Here is a 20,506-nt window from a genome sequence, read left to right as displayed (position 1 = left end):
GCGCTGCGCAACAGGGAGAAAATCCCGCCGTGGCCGGGAAAACTTCCCAGCGCCAACCTCTTTTCGCACTTCGTCGCAAGCCCTACTACCAAGGAACGAACACCCGACCACCAAAGCAGCATACGGCGTCGGCGCTGCGGTTTCTAAGATGGCGGCACGGCCTCTGTGGTTGAGGCCTTGCGTGCAACCGTGAGGGGATAACAATGACAATCAAACGCAACGTCGTGCTTGCTGCAGGCCTGTTGGCCGGTGCCGTGTTGACCGGGTCGGCCTGGGCCCACGGCAACGTGGTGCCTCAGGCGGTGGAAACCCAGGGGCTGACCCCGATCAAGGATGCCGGCGTGAGCCTGGATGCCGATGGCTGGGCGGCGGTCAACCCTTACCGGGAGTCTCCCGAGCACGACAAGGCGGTTGAAATCGGCGCGTCGGCGTACAACCAGAACTGCGCAGCGTGCCATGGTCTGGAAGCCAAGTCCGGCGGCATCGCACCTGACCTGCGCATGCTCGACGTCGGCGAAGCGGGCGATGAATGGTTTGTCGAACGTGTGCGTCACGGTGCCGTGCGCGATGGCCGCGTGTACATGCCCAAGATGGCGGACTACCTGAGCCAGGAAGCGCTATGGGCGGTGCGCACCTACCTGGACAGCGTACACGTGGACGAATGAACGTCGTGCGCCCCTGGGCAGCCAGGCTTTGCGCCATCGCCGGCCTGCTGCTGTGGGGGGCGGCGGTGCAGGGGCAGGTGCGCAATTACGATTCGATCATCGCCGCAGGCGAGCTCAAGGTCGCGGTCTACAAGGACTTTGCCCCCTACAGTTTCCAGGACCATGGCCAGGCGCGTGGGGTGGACGTGGAGCTGGCGCAGGCGCTTGCCGACGCGATGGGCGTGCGGCTCCAGCTGATCTGGGCGCCGCCTGGCGAGAAGCTCGACGACGACCTGCGCGATTACATCTGGCGAGCGAGTCCGCTGCGTCACCAGCAGTTGGCCGATGTGATGATGCGCGTGCCTTACGACCAGGCGTATACCCAGAAGCGCAACGAACTGGGCGAGCTGGAAAATGGCCAGGTGGTGATGTTCGGCCCTTACCAGCAGGAGCGCTGGCAGGTGGCGTTCGATCGCAGGCGCCTGCCGTCGGTTGGCAGTATCGCGGCACTCAAGGGCCACCCGGTCGGAGTCGAGGTAGACAGCGTACCTTCGTTCTACCTGACATCGGTGTTCGACGGGCTACTGCGTGCCAGCGCACGCCACTACCCCAGCGTGCAGCGGGCGTTTGCGGCCCTGGGCCAAGGCGAGGTGGATGCGGTGATGGCCATGCGCGGTGAAGTGGACTGGCAACTGCACCAGGCCCGCAACCCGCATCTGCAGGTGGCCGAAAACGCCTACCCCAGCCTGGGCAAGCAGGTGTGGGAAATCGGAATGGCGGTGCATGAAAGCAACCGGCAGCTGGCCTACGCCCTGGAAGAAACCCTCGAAGCGATGATCCGCGAGGGTCGCATGCAGGCGCTCTACGCGCACTACGGGCTGCGCTATGAGGTCCCGGAGATGTACCAATAGGAGCGAGCGATGAACTGGCGAGCGGGGTTGGGGCTGCTGTGCATCCTGAGCTGGTCGACTCATGGGCTGGGCGACGCGCCCGCCAGCAATGCCGACCCTGTCCCTTCGGTGATGTGGGCGTTCTACCACAAGCAGATCCTGAACCAGGCGCCGTTCGTCTTCGATGATCGGGTCAAACTGCTGGCGCCGCCTTTTGCCGAGGATGCCCGCCAGGTCCCGCTGGAGATCGATGCCAGGGCTTTGCCTGATGTGGTGCGGATTCTGGCCTGGGCCGAGCTCAATCCATTGCCGCGCATCGTCGACTTCGAACCAGGGGAACAGGTCATGCCTTGGCTGTCGGTGCGCATTCGGGTCGAGCAGGCCACGCCGTTACGAGCAGCTGCGCTGACCCGCGACGGCATCTGGCATGTGGGGTCGGCCCTGGTCGACGCAGCCGGTGGAGGTTGCACCGCACCCAGCGTGGTGCGCACCCAGCCAGGGTGGGAGGAGCATCTGGGTGAAGTGCTCGGCGGGCGCTATCGGCGCCAGGAAGGCAGCCGCTTGCGCCTGCAGATCGCTCACCCCATGGACAATGGCCTGGTCAGCGGGATTCCGGAATTCTTCATAAACCAAGCTGAGCTGCTGGATGAACATGGGCAGCGGTTGGCGGCTTTGGTGCTTTATCCGGCGGTGAGTGAAAACCCAAGCCTTGGGTTCGATGTGCGCGCACCAGGGCTTACCCGCCTGGTGCTGCAGGATAACAGCGGCAATCGGTTCGAAGCCGCCGTGCCCTGAACGTGACTGGCTTGTTTTCATGCTCAACAGGAGGCACCTGATGCGATGGATGATGCTCTTGCTGCTGGGCGTGTGCCTGCCGGCGCTGGCCGACTTCGACTACCGGCTGGCGCCGCGCCAGATCGCCCAGGGCACCTGGGTGCTTGAAGGTAGCACCGAGAATTTCGCCAAGGCCAACGGCGGCAATGTCGTGAACACGGCGTTCATCGTGACCGACACTGGCGTGGTAGTGATCGACAGCGGGCCATCCAAGCGCTATGGGGAGGCCTTGCGCCAGGCCATCGCCGGGGTTACGGACAAGCCTGTCATCGAAGTCCTGTTGACCCACCACCACCCTGATCATGTGTTGGGTAACCAGGCATTCGCCGATGTGCCGATCGCTGCGCTGGCCGGTACGACCGAGCTGTTGCGCCAGCAGGGCGATGCGATGGCCGAGAACATGTACCGTTTGGTCGGCGACTGGATGCGTGGCACCGAAGTGCTCTTGCCGACCGAGGTGATTCAACCCGGCGTGCGTGAAGTGGGCGGGCATCGATTGCGCCTGTTGGGGTTGGCAGGGCATACCGGCGCTGACCTGGCCATTTTCGATGAAACGACCGGCGTGCTGTTCGCTGGCGACCTGGTGTTCTACGAGCGCGCCCTGACCACGCCCAACAGCCCGGGGCTGGACGTGTGGCAGCGTGACCTGGACACGTTGCAGGCCTTGCCCTGGAAGCAACTGGTACCGGGCCATGGCCCTGTCGCAAGCGATACCAGGCCCTTTGTCCAGATGCACGATTACCTGGGCTGGCTGGACGGCCTGATGCGCGAGGGCGCCGAGCGGGGGGCCGACATGGTCGAGCTGATCCGCAGCCCTGTGCCTGAGCGGTTTGCCGCGATCAGCCTGACGCGCTATGAGCTGATTCGAAGTGTCAGCCACCTGTACCCGCGCTATGAAAAGCAGGTAATGCAACGGGTGGATCTCAGGCCCTGATAACGGCCAGGCCTAGTGCTCTTGTACCAAGGAACTAGGGTTTTGCGTATTGCGGTCAATTGCTGGCAGCCAGGGCGGGAACAAGAATTCCCGCCACACCGGGAAAATTTCCCGGCATAACAAAAAGCCAAAGGTACTGCCATGACCCGTACTCCATGCCGTCCCGTGTTTGCCTTGAGCCTTGTGTTCAGCGCCTTGCTGCTCGCCGGCGCAGCCCATGCCGGCGTCACCGATGCCGAAATCCTGCAAGACCCCAAGAACCCCCAGCAGATCGTGACCAACGGGCTGGGCGTGCAGGGCCAGCGCTACAGCCCGTTGGACATGCTTAACACCGGCAACGTCAAGGAGTTGCGGCCGGTTTGGGCATTCTCCTTCGGCGGGGAGAAGCAACGCGGCCAGCAGGCGCAGCCGTTGATCAAGGATGGGGTCATGTACCTCACAGGCTCCTACTCACGGGTATTTGCCGTGGACGCACGCACCGGCAAGAAACTGTGGCAATACGACGCCCGCCTGCCCGACGATATCCGCCCTTGCTGCGATGTCATCAACCGGGGTGTTGCGCTGTACGGCAACCTGGTCTTCTTCGGCACCCTGGATGCCAAGCTGGTGGCCCTGAACAAGGACACTGGCAAGGTGGTGTGGAGCAAGAAGGTGGCTGACCACAAGGAAGGCTACTCCATCAGCGCTGCACCCATGATCGTCAACGGCAAGCTCATTACCGGCGTTGCCGGGGGCGAGTTCGGGGTGGTGGGCAAGATCCAGGCCTACAACCCGCAGAACGGCGAGTTGCTCTGGATGCGGCCCACCGTCGAGGGCCACATGGGCTATGTCTACAAGGACGGCAAGGCCATCGAGAACGGCATCTCGGGCGGTGAAGCCGGCAAGACCTGGCCGGGCGACCTGTGGAAGACCGGCGGTGCTGCTCCCTGGCTGGGCGGCTACTACGACCCGGAAACCAACCTGATTCTGTTCGGCACCGGTAACCCCGCCCCCTGGAACTCGCACCTGCGTCCCGGCGACAACCTGTATTCGTCCTCGCGCCTGGCACTGAACCCGGACGATGGCACGATCAAGTGGCACTTCCAGAGCACGCCCCACGACGGCTGGGACTTCGACGGCGTCAACGAGCTGATATCGTTCAACTACAAGGATGGGGGCAAGGAGGTGAAGGCCGCCGCCACGGCTGACCGCAACGGCTTTTTCTACGTGCTCGACCGCACCAACGGCAAGTTCATCCGCGGCTTCCCCTTCGTCGACAAGATCACCTGGGCCACGGGCCTGGACAAGGACGGCCGCCCGCTCTACAACGACGCCAGTCGCCCGGGTGCGCCGGGCAGCGAAGCCAAGGGCAGCTCGGTCTTCGTCGCGCCAGCATTCCTGGGCGCCAAGAATTGGATGCCCATGGCCTACAACCGTGACACCGGGCTGTTCTACGTGCCTTCGAACGAATGGGGCATGGACATCTGGAACGAGGGCATCGCCTACAAGAAAGGCGCAGCGTTCCTGGGCGCAGGCTTCACCATCAAGCCGCTCAACGAGGACTACATCGGCGTGCTGCGTGCCATCGATCCGGTCAGCGGCAAGGAAGTCTGGCGCCACAAGAACTACGCCCCGTTGTGGGGTGGGGTGTTGACCACCAAGGGCAACCTGGTCTTCACCGGCACCCCTGAGGGGTTCCTCCAGGCTTTCGATGCCAAGACCGGCGAAAAGGTGTGGGAGTTCCAGACCGGCTCCGGTGTGCTCGGCTCACCCGTGACCTGGGAAATGGACGGCGAGCAGTACGTCTCGGTGGTCTCCGGCTGGGGGGGCGCAGTGCCGCTGTGGGGCGGGGAGGTGGCCAAGCGGGTCAAGGACTTCAACCAGGGCGGCATGCTCTGGACCTTCAAGCTGCCCAAGCACCTGCAAGGCACCAGCGCGACTGCGCAGCGCTGAACCCTACTACCAAATGACGAGCGCCCCGCTGCCAACGATGCATTCGCCTGGCAGGCGGGGCTTTTTACCATCGTCGTATCGCCTGTCGCAGGCAGGCATCGACCCGCAGAGGCTCAGCATGATCTACGCACAACCCGGAACCCCAGGCGCCGTCGTGTCTTTCAAGCCACGCTATGGCAACTTCATCAACGGCCAGTTCGTACCGCCAGTGGCGGGGCAGTATTTCACCAACAGCTCGCCGGTCAACGGCCAGCCGATCGCCGAGTTTCCTCGGTCCACGGCCCAAGACGTGGACAAGGCCCTGGACGCCGCCCACGCCGCCGCCGATGCCTGGGGCAGGACGTCGGTGCAGGACCGCGCGCTGATGCTGCTGCGCATCGCCGATCGCATCGAGCAGAACCTGGAGGTACTGGCGGTCACCGAAACCTGGGACAACGGCAAGGCCGTGCGTGAAACGCTCAATGCCGACGTGCCGCTGGCAGCGGATCATTTCCGCTATTTCGCCGGCTGCATCCGGGCTCAGGAGGGCGGCGCCGCCGAGATCAACGAGGGCACCGTCGCCTACCACTTCCATGAACCGCTGGGTGTGGTGGGGCAGATCATCCCCTGGAACTTCCCCTTGCTGATGGCCGCCTGGAAGCTGGCCCCGGCACTGGCCGCCGGCAACTGCGTGGTGCTCAAGCCCGCCGAGCAGACGCCGCTGTCGATTACCGTCTTCGCCGAGCTCATCGCCGACCTGCTGCCAGCTGGCGTGCTCAACATCGTCCAGGGGTTTGGCCGTGAAGCCGGGGAGGCCCTGGCCACCAGCAAGCGCATCGCCAAAATCGCTTTCACAGGCTCTACGCCGGTGGGCTCGCACATCATGAAGTGCGCCGCGGACAACATCATTCCCTCGACGGTAGAGCTGGGCGGCAAATCGCCGAACGTATTCTTCGAGGACATCATGCAGGCCGAACCGGCCTTCATCGAGAAGGCGGCCGAAGGGTTGGTGCTGGCCTTCTTCAACCAGGGCGAGGTGTGCACCTGCCCGTCGCGGGCGCTGATTCAGGAATCGATCTACGAGCCGTTCATGGCTGAGGTGATGAAGAAGATCGCCAAGATCAGCCGTGGCAACCCGCTCGATACCGAGACCATGGTCGGTGCGCAAGCCTCCGAACAGCAGTACGACAAGATCCTGTCCTACCTGCAGATTGCCCAGGACGAAGGCGCTCAGTTGCTGACCGGCGGCGCTGCCGAGCGCCTGCAGGGCGACCTGGCCAGCGGCTATTACATCCAGCCCACGCTGCTCAAGGGCGACAACAAGATGCGCGTGTTCCAGGAGGAGATCTTCGGGCCCGTGGTGGGCGTGACCACCTTCAGGGACGAAGCCGAGGCGCTGGCCATCGCCAACGACAGTGAATTCGGGCTGGGTGCCGGCGTGTGGACCCGCGATATCAACCGTGCCTACCGCATGGGCCGCGGGATCAAGGCCGGGCGTGTCTGGACCAACTGCTACCACTTGTACCCGGCGCACGCTGCATTCGGGGGCTACAAGAAGTCGGGCGTGGGCCGTGAAACCCACAAGATGATGCTCGACCACTACCAGCAGACCAAGAACCTGCTGGTGAGCTATGACATCAATCCACTGGGCTTCTTCTAAGGCCCAGACACTCTCGTCCATGGGCGCCGTGAGTTCGTTCCAAAGTAGCATTTGGCCCTGCGGCTGCCCGTGCATTAATGGCTGTACCGGAATCGTCCGGCACAAGAAGAGGACACGCCATGTGGACCAAACCCGCCTTCACCGACTTGCGCATTGGCTTTGAAGTGACGATGTACTTCGCCAACCGTTGATCCGCCCTCCGGCCACCCACGCGGTGGCCGGTGTCTTTCTAACCGCCAGGAACAATCTGGGCCGTGGAGCCGATCACCCGTCAGCAAGCCTTGCAAGTGCACCGTCGGGCCCGCTTGCGCTGGGAACCGAGCACAGGCATGCATGTGCTGCAGTGCCCGGGCGTGGTCATCGAACTGAACGGCAGTGCTGGCTGGGTGCTGGAGCTGCTGGACGGTCAGCTCAGCGTGGCGGGTGTCATCGAGTGCTTGCGTCAGCGCTTTGCCGATGTGCAAGGTCTTGAGGAGGACGTGCTGGGCTTTCTCGAGCTCGCCAGGGCCAGGGCCTGGGTCGAGTGAACACGATGCCACCTAGGTCTGGTTGCTTTCGTCGATGGATGCATTACGCTGGCACTCACCTTCCAGAACAATAAGAACAGGCTTGCCCATGAGCCAGAGTTTCAGCCCGCTTCGCAAATTCGTTTCGCCTGAAATCATCTTCGGTGCCGGCTGCCGGCATAACGTGGCCAACTATGCCAAGACCTTCGGGGCCCGCAAGGTGCTGGTGGTCAGCGACCCTGGGGTGATCGCTGCCGGGTGGGTGGCCGACGTCGAGGCCAGCCTGCAAGCCCAGGGCATCGACTATTGCCTCTACAGCGCGGTGTCGCCCAACCCCCGGGTCGAGGAGGTGATGCTCGGCGCCGAGATCTACCGGCAAAACCATTGCGATGTCATCGTCGCTGTCGGCGGGGGCAGCCCGATGGACTGCGGCAAGGCCATCGGCATCGTGGTGGCGCACGGGCGCAGCATCCTTGAGTTCGAGGGCGTGGACATGATCCGCGTGCCCAGCCCCCCGCTGATCCTGATCCCGACCACGGCCGGCACCTCGGCGGATGTGTCGCAGTTCGTGATCATCTCCAACCAGCAAGAACGCATGAAGTTCTCCATCGTCAGCAAGGCGGTGGTGCCCGACGTATCGTTGATCGATCCACAGACCACCCTGAGCATGGACCCGTTCTTGTCGGCCTGTACCGGGATCGATGCCCTGGTGCACGCCATCGAGGCGTTCGTCTCCACTGGCCACGGCCCCTTGACCGACCCGCATGCCCTTGAGGCCATGCGCCTGATCAACGGTAACCTGGTGCAGATGATCGCCAATCCGACCGACATCAGCCTGCGCGAAAAAGTCATGCTGGGCAGCATGCAGGCGGGGCTTGCCTTTTCCAATGCCATTCTCGGTGCCGTGCACGCGATGTCGCACAGCCTCGGCGGCTTCCTGGATCTACCCCACGGCCTGTGCAACGCCGTGCTGGTCGAGCATGTGGTGGCTTTCAACTACAGTTCGGCGCCCGAGCGCTTCAAGGTGATTGCCGAAGTGATGGGCATCGATTGCCGGGGCCTGAACCACCGGCAGATCTGCGCGCGCCTGGTCGAGCACCTGACCGCCCTGAAATACGCCATGGGTTTTCATGAAACCCTTGGGCTGCACGGTGTGCGCACCAGCGATATTCCATTCCTGTCGCAGCACGCGATGGACGATCCGTGCATCCTGACCAACCCACGCGCCTCCAGCCAGCGCGACGTCGAGGTTGTTTATGGCGAAGCCCTCTGAAGCGCAGCAGCGAGCCCTGGCCGGGCTGCTGGGGCTGGGCGACCAGTCCGCGCGCAAGAGTCATTACCCGGAACTGGCTGCGCGGCTGGAAGAACTAGAAGCTGAGCGCAACCGCTACAAGTGGTTGTTCGAAAATGCCGTTCACGGAATCTTTCAGGCCAGCCTGCAGGACGGCATGCGCGCCGCCAACCCGGCCCTGGCGCGGATGCTGGGCTATGACGACCCCCAAGCCGTACTGTTTTCGCTGACCGACCTTGCCGGCAACCTTTTCGTCGGGGGCGCTCAGGAACTGCACGCCATCACCACGACCTTGGCCCGCGAGCATAGCCTGCACGGTTACGAAACCCGCCTGCGCCGCCGCGATGGCAGCCACATCGACGTGCTCATGAACCTGCTGCGCAAACCTGGGCATGAAGGCTTGGTGGAAGGGTTCGTGGCCGATATCACCGAGCGCAAGCTGGCGCAGCAGCACTTGCAGCAACTCAACGATGAGCTTGAGCAGCGGGTGGCCGACCGCACCGATCAACTGCTCGAAGCCAACCGCAACCTGCATCAGCAGATCACCGAGCGCAAGCAGATTGCCCGGGCCCTGCGCGAGGCCCGGGACGCCGCACAGCTGGCCAACCGCAGCAAAGACAAATACCTGGCGGCGGCCAGCCATGACCTGCTGCAACCGCTCAATGCCGCCCGCTTGCTGATTTCGACCCTGCGCGAGCGGCCGCTGGCGCAGGCCGAACAACTGCTGGTGGAACGCACTCATCAGGCCTTGGAAGGGGCCGAAGACCTGCTGACCGACCTGCTGGACATCTCGCGACTTGATCAGGCCGCCGTGAAGCCGGACATCGGCGTGTACCACCTGAGCACCGTGTTCGCGCCACTGGTGTCCGAGTTCGAATCGGTGGCCGAAGCCGCAGGCCTCAAGCTCAGATCACGTATTCCCGACGTTGCCATGGGCACCGATGTGCGGCTGATGACCCGCATCCTGCGTAACTTTCTCAGCAATGCTTGCCGCTACACGTCAAAGGGCGGCGTGCTGTTGGCGGCGCGGCGGCGTGGCCCTAACCTCGAACTGCAGGTGTGGGATACCGGGCGCGGTATCCCGGACGATCGCCTGGAGTCGATCTTCCTCGAGTTCAACCAGTTGGATGTGGGCCGGGCAGCCGAGCGCAAGGGGGTTGGGCTGGGCCTGGCGATCGTCGAGCGCATCGCCAAGATACTCGAGCATCCGGTACGGGTGCGCTCACGACCAGGGCGAGGGTCGGTGTTCACGATTCAGGTACCGATGGCAAGCTGTCTGCCAGCGGCCACGGCAGTGGCGCTACCGCAGCCGAGCATGGGCGATCCCCTGCCGGGGCGGCGGCTACTGGTGCTGGACAACGAGGCGAGTATCTTGCACAGCATGGGCGCCCTGTTGGGGCAGTGGGGCTGCAAGGTCGTCACGGCCATCGATCAGCATGCAGCCTTGGACGCGCTGCAAGGGCAGCCGCCGGAATTGATCCTGGCAGATTACCACTTGGACCACGGCATTCTGGGGTGCGACGTGGTGGAGCGGTTGCGTGAGCAGTTCGGGTGCACGATCCCCGCCGTCATCATCACCGCCGACCGCAGCGACGAAGGCAGGCAGGCGTTGCAGGCGCTGGGCATGCCGGTGCTGAACAAACCGGTCAAACTCGGGAAACTGCGCGCGGTGCTGAGTCAACTGCTGACCTAACCGACAATCGGGCAGCGCATTTCACTGAATTTAAGCATTGGCACGGATATCTCATGAAAGTTGGCCATGTCCGGGTTGGGCAGGTCATGGGACCACGCTCTGGTGAACAAGAACAAGAAGGGGGCTTATATGAGCTGTCTGATATGCGCAGGACAAGCAGAGTCCATCGAATGTGCCGGCGGGTGGGAGCAGCGCCAGTGCGCCCAGTGTGGGTGTTACCGAATGTCCCAGGCATTGATTCTGACGATGATGGAAGAAGGCCAGATATTCGACACTGCTCGCATGCGTCAGTGGCTCATGGTGAGCAGAGACAGTATGCCAGTGCCTTCCATCGACCGCGCCCAGGCGATCCTGATGCCGTGAGGTGGCGCAGGGGCTCTGTCGTGCAGAGCCCCGCGTCAGTCAGAGAATGGGCTTGCCGCCTGTGACCGCATAGCGCGAGCCACTGATGTAGCTGGCTTCGTCCGAACCCAGCAGTACGTAGATCGGCGCCACTTCCACCGGTTGGCCAGGGCGGCCCATGGGGTAGCTGGAGCCGAAATTCTTGACGGCTTCGTCGGGCATGGTCGCGGGGATCAACGGCGTCCAGATCGGGCCTGGCGCGACGCTGTTGACGCGCACGCCTTTTTTGGCCAGCAGTTGCGCAAGCCCTGCAGAGAAGTTGGCAATGGCGCCTTTGGTCGCCGCGTAGGCCAGCAGCGATGAAGACGGATCATCGGAGTTGACCGAGCTGGTGTTGATGATCGAGCTGCCTTTGGGCATGGACGGCAGGGCGGCCTTGCAGATGCGGAAGATGGCCGTGATGTTGGTGTCGAAGGTCTTTACCCATTCCTCGTCCTCGATTTCCTCGAACGTTTCGTGGGCCATCTGGAAGGCGGCATTGTTCACCAGAATGTCGATGCGGCCGAACTCGGCAACGGTCTGCTCCACGATCGCGTGGCATTGCTGCTTCTGCGCCAGATCGCCTGGCAGCAGTAAGCACTTGCGCCCGGCTGCCTCCACCCAGCGCTTGGTCTCTTCGGCGTCTTCGTGTTCATCCAGGTAGGAGATGGCGACATCGGCGCCTTCACGGGCATAGGCGATGGCCACCGCGCGGCCGATGCCGCTGTCGCCGCCGGTGATCAGCGCCTTCTTGCCTTCGAGCCGGCCATGGCCGACGTAGGTCTGCTCGCCGCAGTCCGGTACCGGGTCCATTTTCGGCTGGGAGCCGGGTACGGTCTGGGGCTGAGAGGGGAAGGGTGGGGTAGGGTAGTCGCGCATGGTAGAAGCTCCTGCAGTTGAGAATGCTCGTACCTGTTCGAAAGGTCCCGTTGCCCTGGGTTGACTTGGATCGACGATTGGGACGACGAGCGGCCGTGGGCAACCCCTCAGCGTGTTTCCCCATGCGCTTGAGCATGGGGAAACAGCTTGGACGCTATCAGTGTTTACCGCGCACGCGCCATGCGCCCCATGCCAGGCCCAGCGAGGCCGCAACCACCGAACCTGCCAGCACGCCCAACTTGGCCGCACCCAGCGCCGCAGGGCTGGCGAACGCCAGGTTGGCAATGAAGATGGACATGGTGAAGCCGATACCTGCCAGCAGCCCGATCAAGGTGATGCCGCTCCAGTTGACCCCTGGCGGCAACGAGCAGAGCCCCAAGCGCACCATCAGCCAGCTGATGCCGACGATGCCTACCGGTTTGCCGATGACCAACGCCGCCATCACCGACTCCATCACCCAGCGCGGTGTTTCGCTGTCCAGGTTGACGCCCGACAGGCTCACCCCGGCATTGGCCAAGGCGAACAGCGGCATGATGCCGAATGCCACCCAAGGGTGCAGCGCACTCTGCACACGCAACACCGGCGGCAGCACTTCACGTTGCGCCACCCGCAGGTGCTTGAGTGGCGTAAGCAATTGGCTGGCGTCCTGGGTCGCGGCTTTGGCCCGGCCGACCACTTCTTCGCTCAGGCGCGATACGGCCTCTACAGGACGTTCCCACATAGGGCGGCTGGTGACGGGGGTCATCAGCCCCAGGACGACGCCTGCCAGGGTAGGGTGGGCACCGGTCATCAGCACACCCACCCATGTGATCGCGCCTGGGATGACATAGGCAAAGGCCGAGCCCACGCCGATGCGCTGCATGATCAGGACCAGCAGCAGGCCCGCTGCCGCGACGGCAAAGCCCAGGTAGTCCAGGCCACCGGAGTAGAACACGGCGATGATCAGCACCGCGATGATGTCGTCGATGATCGCCAGTGCCAGCAGAAAGACGCGAATGTTCGACGGGATCGACTTGCCCAGCAGCGCCAAGACGCCGACCGCGAACGCGATATCGGTGGCTGTCGGCACCGCCCAGCCTTGCTGCTCGCTAGGCGCATGGCCGAAGCCCAGGTAGACCATGGCAGGCACGGCTACCCCACCCATGGCTGCCAGCATGGGCAAGGACGCCTGGCGCAGGCTGGAAAGGGCACCTTCATGGATCTCGCGGCGGATCTCCATCCCGACCACCAGGAAGAAGATCGTCATCAGGCCATCATTGATCCAGAAATGCAGGGACTGGGAATAGACCAGCGAGCCGATACCCAGCGTGATTGGTGTGTGCCAGAGGGCGTCGTAGCTGGCGGCGGCCGGGGAATTGACCCAGATCAGGGCGGCGATGGCGGCGATCAGCAGTACCACACCACTGACGGCTTCGATGTGCAGGAAACGTTCGAGGCTGGCCAGCGCACGCTCGGCCAGTTGCTGTGCTTTGGGGACCTTGGTGTTTTGCATAGGCGCAATGACTCCCGCATGGCGGCCCGACCTGCGTAGCTTTTTTAACCTGCGTCACTGCCCCAAGCAGCTAGCACCCGGGCGCGATTGTAGCGCAAATGACCGTTTCAGGGGACGTGCAGTTGCGTGGAACACCGCTGCTGTTTCGATGGCTCTAGATAATTACCTCGGGGCTGGCTGCCGGAGCTGGCTCACTTTCGGTTTTACTACGTGCAGGTGCTACATGACCAACCAGCCCTTCCCCGATGACTCCGTTGATACATTCATCGCCAATCGATTACCGCCTTGGATGACGAGCGCTACGGTTGAGCAGATCAAGATCCTGCACCAGGCACTAAGCGCCCAGCAGCGCGCCCGCGAGCAGGTTCAAGCCGTATTCGCCGGCATAAAGCCGCTCGATACGTTCGCCAGCACGCTGCTGGAGGCCGCATTGGAGAAACTTCTGCATCGTCCGGTAGACGTTCGTACCGCCAAGCTGCGCCGCGCGGTGCATGTGCGTTACCCATCCGGTCTCGGCACCGTGCCTGATCACGTGGTCCCGACGACCTTGGTGCAACCGTTGCTAGTCTGTGCGTTGCATAATTTCGATAGACGTGAGACTGCTGAAGTAGCCTGGTTGCCGAAATCGGACCTGGTGGACGCCGATGGGAATATGATTGCCTTGCGTCCCCGTGCATTCGCGGGGGTCTGTCGATCCCTGGATCTGGGCGCTACTTATCAGCAACACCTCAAGCACGTGCTGTTCGCCGACGATAGCCGCCGACGTCACGTTAACGCCGTGCTCGAAGAAGGTTGGCGCACTAGCCTGCTGGCTGCAACTGAGCTGGCGCGTGTGCAAGGTGTCGTTGCCGGGCAACTCCTGGACTACCTGAGCGGCGCCGTTGAAGGGAAAGGCGAAAAGTCGCTGGGTACGTTCAGCGAGCTTCGGCTGCTGGGTCGGGTCATCACTGGCATCACGGTATTCGAACCGCAGACTGATCACGGCTCCTCCACGGCGCAGGGCCTGCTTCTGTGGGTACCGGACGATCCGCATGGTGCCATCGCTACCTTTGCTTCGTGGTCGGACTTGTTCCGCAGCTTGGGTATGCGTTTGCGTGAACCTGCCTACCGGCAGTTCTTCCAACGCTTTGTCAAAGAGCGCGACCGACTGCACTTTGTAAAGGGTTTCAAGCACTTGCTGGCCAGCACGGCTGCCCAAGAGCCAATCGCACTGGACGGGCGACACCAAGCCATTCAGGGCGACTTGATCCGGTATCTGCGTGAAGTGCAAGTAGATACCGTACTTGATAATGCTCAGGTGCTGGCCGTGCCCAATGGCTCCGTAGATAGCAGTGCGCGCGACCGACGCACACATTTCCTCCACGGACTGGGCATTGACTTGCTGGGGCTGGCGAGTTTTTTCGTACCGGAACTCGGGCTGCCATTACTTGCGCTGGCAGCACGTCAGATCACCGATGAGGTAATCGAGGGTTATCATGATTGGACGCTGGGCGATCGGGAGGCAGCGCTCAGTCACCTGGTGTCTGTGGCGCAGAATGTGGTCATGATCGGGGTGAGCGCAGCGGCTGGGGCGGCCGGGAATGCAGTGGCGCGGGAGCGTGTGATAGATGAACTCGTCCCCGTACTGTCGCGCGCCGGCGAACACCGCTTGGCCCGCGTCGATCTGCCGGGTTATGCGGTACCGGACATGCACCTGGCACAGGGGCAGCGTGGCCTGTTGCATGACCGCCTCCATGTAGGTATCGACAGCAGTGCTTACCGACTCGAGGCAAGTGGTCAGCGACTCGCCATCGAGCATCCCGAGCGTGACCACGCACCCACTATCGGCCTGGAGGACAATGGTACAGGCGGTATGCGACATGCGCTTGAGCGCCCTCAGGAGTGGCATGAAGCGCATGTGCTAATGAGACGTCTAGGTTCGAATCTTGCTCTGGTCGGGCAATCGGCTGCGCGAGCAGTACTGCGTAGCGTAGGCATGAACGAAGCCTCCCTGCGACGCCTGCACCTGGAAAATGCACCCGCACCAGCGCGGTTGTGTGATGCCGTGCAGCGCTATGAGTTGCATGACGCGTTTGCGCGGCTACGTGGGCAAGCATTCGAAGCTCACTGGCGGGCTGTACAGACGGTCCCTGAGCGGGCAGCAGGCCCGCTGCACCGGGACTTTCCTACGCTTTCCACCCGGGCAGGCCGAGAGTTGCTCGCCACTGCCGGCGATGGTGAACGCAAACAACTGCTGGAACAGCACAAAGTCCCGCTTGCGCTGGCCGAGCGAGCCCGATGGGCTTTGCATGACGCTCGCCTGGACCGCGCGTGCGCCGGTTTCGAGCAGACGAACGCCGTGAACAGAGACACCGAGCAGTTGGCTTTGGGTTTGCTGGACGCCAGCTGGCCTTGGGATTCGTCAATCAGGGTGGAAGTGCGCGAGACGAAGCTAGACGGCGACGTACGGGCCAGCGTGGGCGCTACAGCGGCGTCTGAGACGCGTTTTCTTATCCTTACGAAACAGGGCTATCTGGCAGCCGATCACACAGGACGCGCTCTGCCCGGTGCCGTCGTTGATGACGGTTTTTTTCACGCACTTCTGCGCACCCTTGATCCATCACAACGCGCAGATATGGGGGCAGTCTCGGCCACGCCAGCCAAGCTTGCCAATGCGCTTGCAGACCATGCTTTTGCTGACCGAGTGCAGGCTGCGCAGCTCTTGGGCATGGCGCCGCCCGGTAAATCCAGGCCCCCGATGCGTCTTGGCGATGGTCGCATTGGCTATGCGCTCAGTGGTCGTCCGGAAGGGTCGCGGCGAGCCATGCTTCAGGGCTACCAGCAGATCTTTCCGACACTCAGCGAGATGGACATCGAAGTGTATCTTGAGCGGGTACGTTTGCAGGGTCAGCAACCATGGGATCACCTGCGTACCTTGCAGCAATGCCTTGTGGATCTGGGTGACAATCTGACTGCCTGGCGCCGGGAAGCGACTACGGCACCGCTGCCCGAGCGCCGTCGACAGATTGCCCGTCGCATCCGCCAGTGCTGGCGGCGCAAGCGACCTGACGTCGACGGCGAGTACCGCCTGGTCATCGACAGCGAACGCATTGACAGCCTGCCAGTGCTGCCTGCGCACGCTATATTCGATCACGTTACGCACTTGACGCTGCGCCGCGCCCATTTGTCGAACATCACCGAGGGGTTTCTCGAGCGATTCCCTAATGTGCGCACCCTGGATCTGAGCCACAACTTGCTGAGCAGTGTTCCAGAGGGCGTCCAGGCACTGACCCAGCTCACCGAGCTGCGCCTGACGCGCAACCAGATCGTTATCGACGACGCAGGCCTGGCAAGGCTCAGTGCATTGACCCGGTTGCGCACCCTTGACCTGTCGCACAACCCGATCGGCCAACTGCCACCTTTGGGACGGCTGCTGGATCTACAGCGGCTACACCTGCGTGACACGGGCCTGGCTGAGCTGCCGGTCGAGGTTTACATGCATCCTGCCTTGGAAGAAATCGATCTTCGCGATAACCGCATTGCGGACATGAGCCCAACCCTTGCTCACTCCCACCGGCGGCTGGCCGGGCTCAGCCTGCATGACAACCCTGTTCCCGAACCAACCCAGACCGAGCTGCGCGGCACCTTGGGCGATGCGGGTGCAACGGCCTTGCCCCTGCGCCGTCATGGCCCTGGCGGGCAGGAATCCCTCGAACGGTGGTTGGCTGACTCCAGCCCTGAGGAGCGTGTGCTCCGCTCCGAGCACTGGAAGGCGCTGGCCGACGAACCTGGCAGCGATGACCTGATGCGGTTCTTCAACGACCTCGGGCGCTCGAACGATTATCACTTTCAAGGCATCGATCTGCGCAGGCGCATCTGGGCGTTGATCGAGGTTTGCGTTGAAAACTCGCAAGTCCGTGAAGCTGTCTTCCAGCAGGCAGCAGGGCCGCGCACCTGTGCTGATCAGATGCTGCTGATGCTTAGCCTGTTCGAGGTACGTGCACTGGTCACGACTCGCACCGCAGGGCTTGCCGCCACAGACACGGCGCCTGCGCTGGTGCGCATTGGTCGCGAGCTCTATCGCCTGGACGAGGTGGACCGCGTTGCAGCCCAGCACATTGCCAGGGAAAGGGCCACCAACCCCTACGGCCTGATCGATGAAGTGGAGATACACCTAGCGTACCGGGCCGGATTGGTCCGGCCGTTGGGGCTGCCGGCTCAGTCGCGCTACATGTATCACCGGGTATTTTCCGACGTCAACGATGTGCATCTGCGTGACGCCGCGCGCAGCATTCTGCTGGCAGAAAGCAATGCGCGGATTGCAGACTCGCTGCTGCAGCGCACGTTCTGGATCGATTTTCTGCGAACTTCGTATTCAGGCGAATACGAGACGCTGAACCAGCCCTATCACGTCCGGCTCGAGGGGCTTTTGCAGGGCCAGGAAGGTATGACCGAGCAGCAGATCCTCGAGGCCGTGGGTAACCTGGCCGATGAGCGCAGCGCGTCCGAGCGTCAGCTGACACTGTCGCTGACCTTGCGGCTGCTGTCGGAGCATCCCTGGGAGGGAGAGTTGGCATAACTACGCGGCCCGTCATTGACGGGCCCGCTCATCCGCCGACGGGCATGGGCCTCAGAAGTTGTAGCGCAGCGTCGTCATGACGTTGCGTGGGGCGCCGTAGATCCCGCCTGCCGTGGTCGTCAAGTAGTGTCTGTCGAACAGGTTGCTGACGTTCACGCTGGCTGATAGCTGCGGCGTCACCTGGTAGCGCGTCATCAGGTTGACCAGCGCATAACTGCTCTGGGTGGTGGCGTAGCTCAGGGCATAGCCCGTTTCGCTTTGCCAGTTGATCCCGCCGCCGACAGTCCATTTGTCCAGCTCGCCCGGCAGGCGGTACGTGGTGAACAGCTTCACGCTATTGCGCGGAATCTCGGTTACGATGCGCTGGTCGTTGGTATCGAAGCTGACGTTGTAGGAATAGCCTGCCATGACCTGCCAGCCATCGGCCAGCTCACCATTGAGCTCAAGCTCTACACCTTCGCTGGTGGTGCCGCTCTCGGCGCGATACGCCTGAAACCCGTTGGGCTGCAGCAAGCGCCCATCGGCGATTGCCAGGTTGTCCTGCTCCACCCGGAACAGGGCCAGGCTTGCGGTCAGGCGTTTGTCGAGCAGATCGGCTTTCAACCCCACTTCGTAGCCTGTGCCTTCTTGCGGGTCGAGGGGCGAGCCCTTGACATCGCGAATCTGGTTACCTTGCGGGTTGAAGATTTGCGTGTAGCTGGCGTAGGCAGCCCAGGTATCGTTCAGGTCATAGACCAGCCCAGCATAGGGGATCACTACACCGTTTTCGGTTCGCTCGGTACGTTGACGCGAGCCGGTATAGAGCGCGCTCTTGTTCACCCTGTTCCAGTCGACCACGCGTGCCCCGAGGATCAGCCTGGCGGCATCGCTCAGGTGCAGCCGCGAGGTCAGGTAGCCTGCGTACTGGGTTTCGGTCATGTCGGTAGTGCCGATTTGGGTGAACACCGGCTTGGGGGACGATCCGTTCCAGTTGAAAATGTTGTCGATGGTGTCGTCGTAGCCCGTTCGAGCACTCTGCCAGCCGCCGAAGTTGGATGTGCCTCTTTCCTCGGTCCGTGACAGGGTCACGCCGCCGATCACTTCGTGCTCGCGCCCCAGGGCATCGAAGGTGCCGGTGAGGTAGGCGTCCAGGCTGTGCTGGGTGGGCGCGGCCTTCCAGCGGGTCGGGTTGATCGTAGCCCCGGCACCGGTTGCTGGGTCGATTTCGCCATCGACGTAGGCGATCACGGTGTCGTAGTCGTTGCGCGCATGGCTGTACTCCACCTTGCCGCTCCAGCCGTTGGCGAACTGATGTTCTAGCGAGGTGAAGAGGGTACTTTGCTGCCGGTCGTAATAGCTCCAGTCTGGCGCGGTATTGAACGAGCGGGAGAAATGCGTGCGCGCCCCGTCCGTGGTGAACAGCGGGAAGCCAGTGCGAATGGGGGCGGTACTGTGGGTGACCTGATGGCTGAGGCCCACCGTCAGCAGGGTCTCGTCGCCCAGGTCCAGTTCGGTGATGCCATACAGGGTCGAGAGCTGTTGGTCAAAGCGGTCGATCCAGGCGTGCTGGTCCTTGTGATCGGCCACCAGGCGGCCACGCAGCCTGCCGCTTTCATCGAGCGCGCCGCTCACGTCAACGCCCAGGCCGTAGCGGTCCCAGCTTCCGGCCTCTGCGCTCAACTGCACTTGAGGATCAACGGTGGGGCGTTTGCGGATCAGGTTGATGGTGGCCGATGGGTTGCCCATGCCGCTGATCAAGCCTGTGGCGCCGCGCACGATTTCCACCCGGTCGTACATGGCTGTGTTCTGGGTGTAGTTGTCCATGTTCGCCGACGTGGGGACGCCGTCGATCTCGAAGTTGCGGATGGCAAAGCCCCGGGACAAGTACGCCGTGCTGTCGGCCCCAAGGCTTTCGCGAATGACGGTGATGCCGGTGGTAGCGTCCAGTGCGTCGGTGAGGGTATCGAGCTTCTGGTCGTCCAGGCGCTGGCGCGTCAGGACCGTGATCGATTGTGGGGTTTCCTTGAGTGACAGGTTCAGGCGCGTAGAGCTGCTGGACGATTCGGTGGTGTACGCGCCCGAACCTTCGGTGAGGGCACCGGGGGCCTTGCCGGAAATGCTCAGGGCGGTCAGTTCCATTGCCCCGCTGGTGCCCGGGGCAGGGGCAAGCACAAGGTAGCCACCGTTAGCGTCGCGACCAAGGCGCAGGCCAGTGCCTTGCAGCAGATGATCGAGCCCTTCCCATGCGCCATAGTTTCCTTGCAGGCCGCTTGAGCGAAGTTCGGCGAGGGCTGTACGGGCGAATGACACCGAAATGGCGGCGCGCTGGGCGTATTCCTCCAGTACGCTGCCGAGCGGGCCGGGGGCGATATCGAAGGAGATCGTCTGCACTTGATCAGCTGCCAGGGCGGGCTGGTGAGCAAGGGGCGAGAGAGCAATGCCTAGCAAGGTTAGGCGTAACATCTGGGCAAGGGGAATTGACGGGTTGCGAAGTGTCATGGCGTGTCCGTTCGTCCTAGGCGTGATCGCGGCTTATCCGCCGCTTTTTTACATGAACGAACGAGCACGACGATTCACCAGGGCTGGCAGAGGATGAGCCATGGCCAGGGCGATACTAAAATCGTCCCATACAACTAGCCGTTGCCGTTGCCGTTGCCGTTGCCGTTGCCGTTGCCGTTGCTGTTGCTGTTGCTGTTGCTGTTGCTTTGGCTTCTAAGCGCGCGGTAGCTCAGGCGCCGCAGATCGCGACTTCAGGAGGCCGAGCGCAGGGCTTGCGGAGGGAGGTGACAGGCATGGATGCCTGTCAAGCGCTGGGCCCCAGGATGGGGCCTGCAGCGCGGTCCTCCCGGGAGCA

Annotated in this window: 15 protein-coding genes; 12 read left to right on the top strand and 3 right to left on the bottom strand. The window is 62.8% G+C overall.

Annotated elements, in window-relative coordinates; translation table 11 throughout:
- Positions 1-203: 203 nt before the first annotated feature.
- The 11 genes from pedF to FS777_RS21410 all read left to right on the top strand — a co-directional run bounded on the left by pedF (position 204) and on the right by FS777_RS21410 (position 10,726).
- Positions 204-665: a cytochrome c-550 PedF gene (gene pedF, locus FS777_RS09480; RefSeq protein WP_058605249.1), complete on the top strand. Its 462-nt coding sequence runs from the start codon at positions 204-206 to the stop codon at positions 663-665.
- A complete protein-coding gene (locus FS777_RS09475; protein WP_145255219.1) occupies positions 662-1,555 on the top strand; it encodes an ABC transporter substrate-binding protein in 894 nt (297 codons plus the stop codon). The genes pedF and FS777_RS09475 overlap by 4 nt, the downstream gene beginning before the upstream one ends.
- Positions 1,556-1,564: 9 nt before the next feature.
- Positions 1,565-2,329: a quinoprotein dehydrogenase-associated SoxYZ-like carrier gene (locus FS777_RS09470; protein ID WP_145255216.1), complete on the top strand. Its 765-nt coding sequence runs from the start codon at positions 1,565-1,567 to the stop codon at positions 2,327-2,329.
- Between the two features lie 40 nt (positions 2,330-2,369).
- Positions 2,370-3,302 (top strand): quinoprotein relay system zinc metallohydrolase 1, encoded by a 933-nt coding sequence (locus tag FS777_RS09465; protein WP_078478715.1) that lies wholly within the window; start codon positions 2,370-2,372, stop codon positions 3,300-3,302.
- 141 nt (positions 3,303-3,443) lie between these two features.
- Positions 3,444-5,234, top strand: coding sequence for a PQQ-dependent alcohol dehydrogenase PedH (gene pedH / locus FS777_RS09460; RefSeq protein ID WP_078478714.1), 1,791 nt, complete (start codon positions 3,444-3,446; stop codon positions 5,232-5,234).
- Positions 5,235-5,352: 118 nt separating this feature from the next.
- Positions 5,353-6,873: an aldehyde dehydrogenase family protein gene (locus tag FS777_RS09455; protein WP_058637424.1), complete on the top strand. Its 1,521-nt coding sequence runs from the start codon at positions 5,353-5,355 to the stop codon at positions 6,871-6,873.
- A gap of 119 nt (positions 6,874-6,992) precedes the next feature.
- Positions 6,993-7,064 (top strand): pyrroloquinoline quinone precursor peptide PqqA, encoded by a 72-nt coding sequence (gene pqqA / locus FS777_RS09450; protein WP_003253598.1) that lies wholly within the window; start codon positions 6,993-6,995, stop codon positions 7,062-7,064.
- A 63-nt stretch (positions 7,065-7,127) separates the two neighbouring features.
- Positions 7,128-7,400 carry a pyrroloquinoline quinone biosynthesis peptide chaperone PqqD gene (gene pqqD / locus FS777_RS09445; protein ID WP_058637242.1) on the top strand — a complete coding sequence of 91 codons (273 nt, stop codon included), beginning with the start codon at positions 7,128-7,130 and terminating at the stop codon, positions 7,398-7,400.
- An 88-nt stretch (positions 7,401-7,488) separates the two neighbouring features.
- A complete protein-coding gene (gene ercA, locus FS777_RS09440; protein ID WP_078478712.1) occupies positions 7,489-8,652 on the top strand; it encodes an alcohol dehydrogenase-like regulatory protein ErcA in 1,164 nt (387 codons plus the stop codon).
- Entirely contained in the window at positions 8,636-10,363 is a 1,728-nt protein-coding gene (locus FS777_RS09435) for a NahK/ErcS family hybrid sensor histidine kinase/response regulator (RefSeq protein WP_078478711.1), read from the top strand. Before ercA ends, FS777_RS09435 begins: the two co-directional genes overlap by 17 nt.
- Before the next feature lie 222 nt (positions 10,364-10,585).
- Positions 10,586-10,726 carry a hypothetical protein gene (locus tag FS777_RS21410; RefSeq protein ID WP_167340226.1) on the top strand — a complete coding sequence of 47 codons (141 nt, stop codon included), beginning with the start codon at positions 10,586-10,588 and terminating at the stop codon, positions 10,724-10,726.
- A 39-nt stretch (positions 10,727-10,765) separates the two neighbouring features.
- Here the strand turns inward: FS777_RS21410 and FS777_RS09430 are convergent, their stop codons facing one another.
- The gene (locus FS777_RS09430) at positions 10,766-11,623 is read right to left on the bottom strand and encodes an SDR family oxidoreductase (RefSeq protein ID WP_078478710.1); all 858 of its coding nucleotides are present in this window, start codon (positions 11,621-11,623) and stop codon (positions 10,766-10,768) included.
- Positions 11,624-11,780: 157 nt separating this feature from the next.
- Positions 11,781-13,115 (bottom strand): Na+/H+ antiporter NhaA, encoded by a 1,335-nt coding sequence (gene nhaA, locus FS777_RS09425; RefSeq protein ID WP_145255213.1) that lies wholly within the window; start codon positions 13,113-13,115, stop codon positions 11,781-11,783.
- A gap of 223 nt (positions 13,116-13,338) precedes the next feature.
- Between nhaA and FS777_RS09420 the strand changes: the two genes are divergently transcribed.
- A complete protein-coding gene (locus FS777_RS09420; RefSeq protein WP_178091257.1) occupies positions 13,339-17,673 on the top strand; it encodes an NEL-type E3 ubiquitin ligase domain-containing protein in 4,335 nt (1,444 codons plus the stop codon).
- Positions 17,674-17,724: 51 nt separating this feature from the next.
- Here FS777_RS09420 and FS777_RS09415 read toward each other — a convergent pair whose 3' ends face one another.
- A complete protein-coding gene (locus FS777_RS09415; RefSeq protein WP_228385142.1) occupies positions 17,725-20,043 on the bottom strand; it encodes a TonB-dependent siderophore receptor in 2,319 nt (772 codons plus the stop codon).
- Between the last annotated feature and the right edge of the window lie 463 nt (positions 20,044-20,506).

It is taken from the genome of Pseudomonas sp. DE0157 (assembly GCF_007678615.1).
GTDB classification, from domain to species: Bacteria; Pseudomonadota; Gammaproteobacteria; order Pseudomonadales; family Pseudomonadaceae; genus Aquipseudomonas; species Aquipseudomonas parafulva_B.
This window is presented reverse-complemented; position numbering and strand designations above follow the sequence as displayed.

Coding starts and splice junctions, on each gene's coding strand:
- FS777_RS09470 (WP_145255216.1), top strand. CDS start 1,565: ATGAACTGGCGAGCGGGGTTGGGGCTGCTGTGCATCCTGAGCTGGTCG.
- FS777_RS09465 (WP_078478715.1), top strand. CDS start 2,370: ATGCGATGGATGATGCTCTTGCTGCTGGGCGTGTGCCTGCCGGCGCTG.
- FS777_RS09475 (WP_145255219.1), top strand. CDS start 662: ATGAACGTCGTGCGCCCCTGGGCAGCCAGGCTTTGCGCCATCGCCGGC.
- ercA (WP_078478712.1), top strand. CDS start 7,489: ATGAGCCAGAGTTTCAGCCCGCTTCGCAAATTCGTTTCGCCTGAAATC.
- pedF (WP_058605249.1), top strand. CDS start 204: ATGACAATCAAACGCAACGTCGTGCTTGCTGCAGGCCTGTTGGCCGGT.
- FS777_RS09435 (WP_078478711.1), top strand. CDS start 8,636: ATGGCGAAGCCCTCTGAAGCGCAGCAGCGAGCCCTGGCCGGGCTGCTG.
- FS777_RS09420 (WP_178091257.1), top strand. CDS start 13,339: ATGACCAACCAGCCCTTCCCCGATGACTCCGTTGATACATTCATCGCC.
- pedH (WP_078478714.1), top strand. CDS start 3,444: ATGACCCGTACTCCATGCCGTCCCGTGTTTGCCTTGAGCCTTGTGTTC.
- FS777_RS21410 (WP_167340226.1), top strand. CDS start 10,586: ATGTCCCAGGCATTGATTCTGACGATGATGGAAGAAGGCCAGATATTC.
- FS777_RS09455 (WP_058637424.1), top strand. CDS start 5,353: ATGATCTACGCACAACCCGGAACCCCAGGCGCCGTCGTGTCTTTCAAG.
- nhaA (WP_145255213.1), bottom strand. CDS start 13,115: ATGCAAAACACCAAGGTCCCCAAAGCACAGCAACTGGCCGAGCGTGCG.
- FS777_RS09430 (WP_078478710.1), bottom strand. CDS start 11,623: ATGCGCGACTACCCTACCCCACCCTTCCCCTCTCAGCCCCAGACCGTA.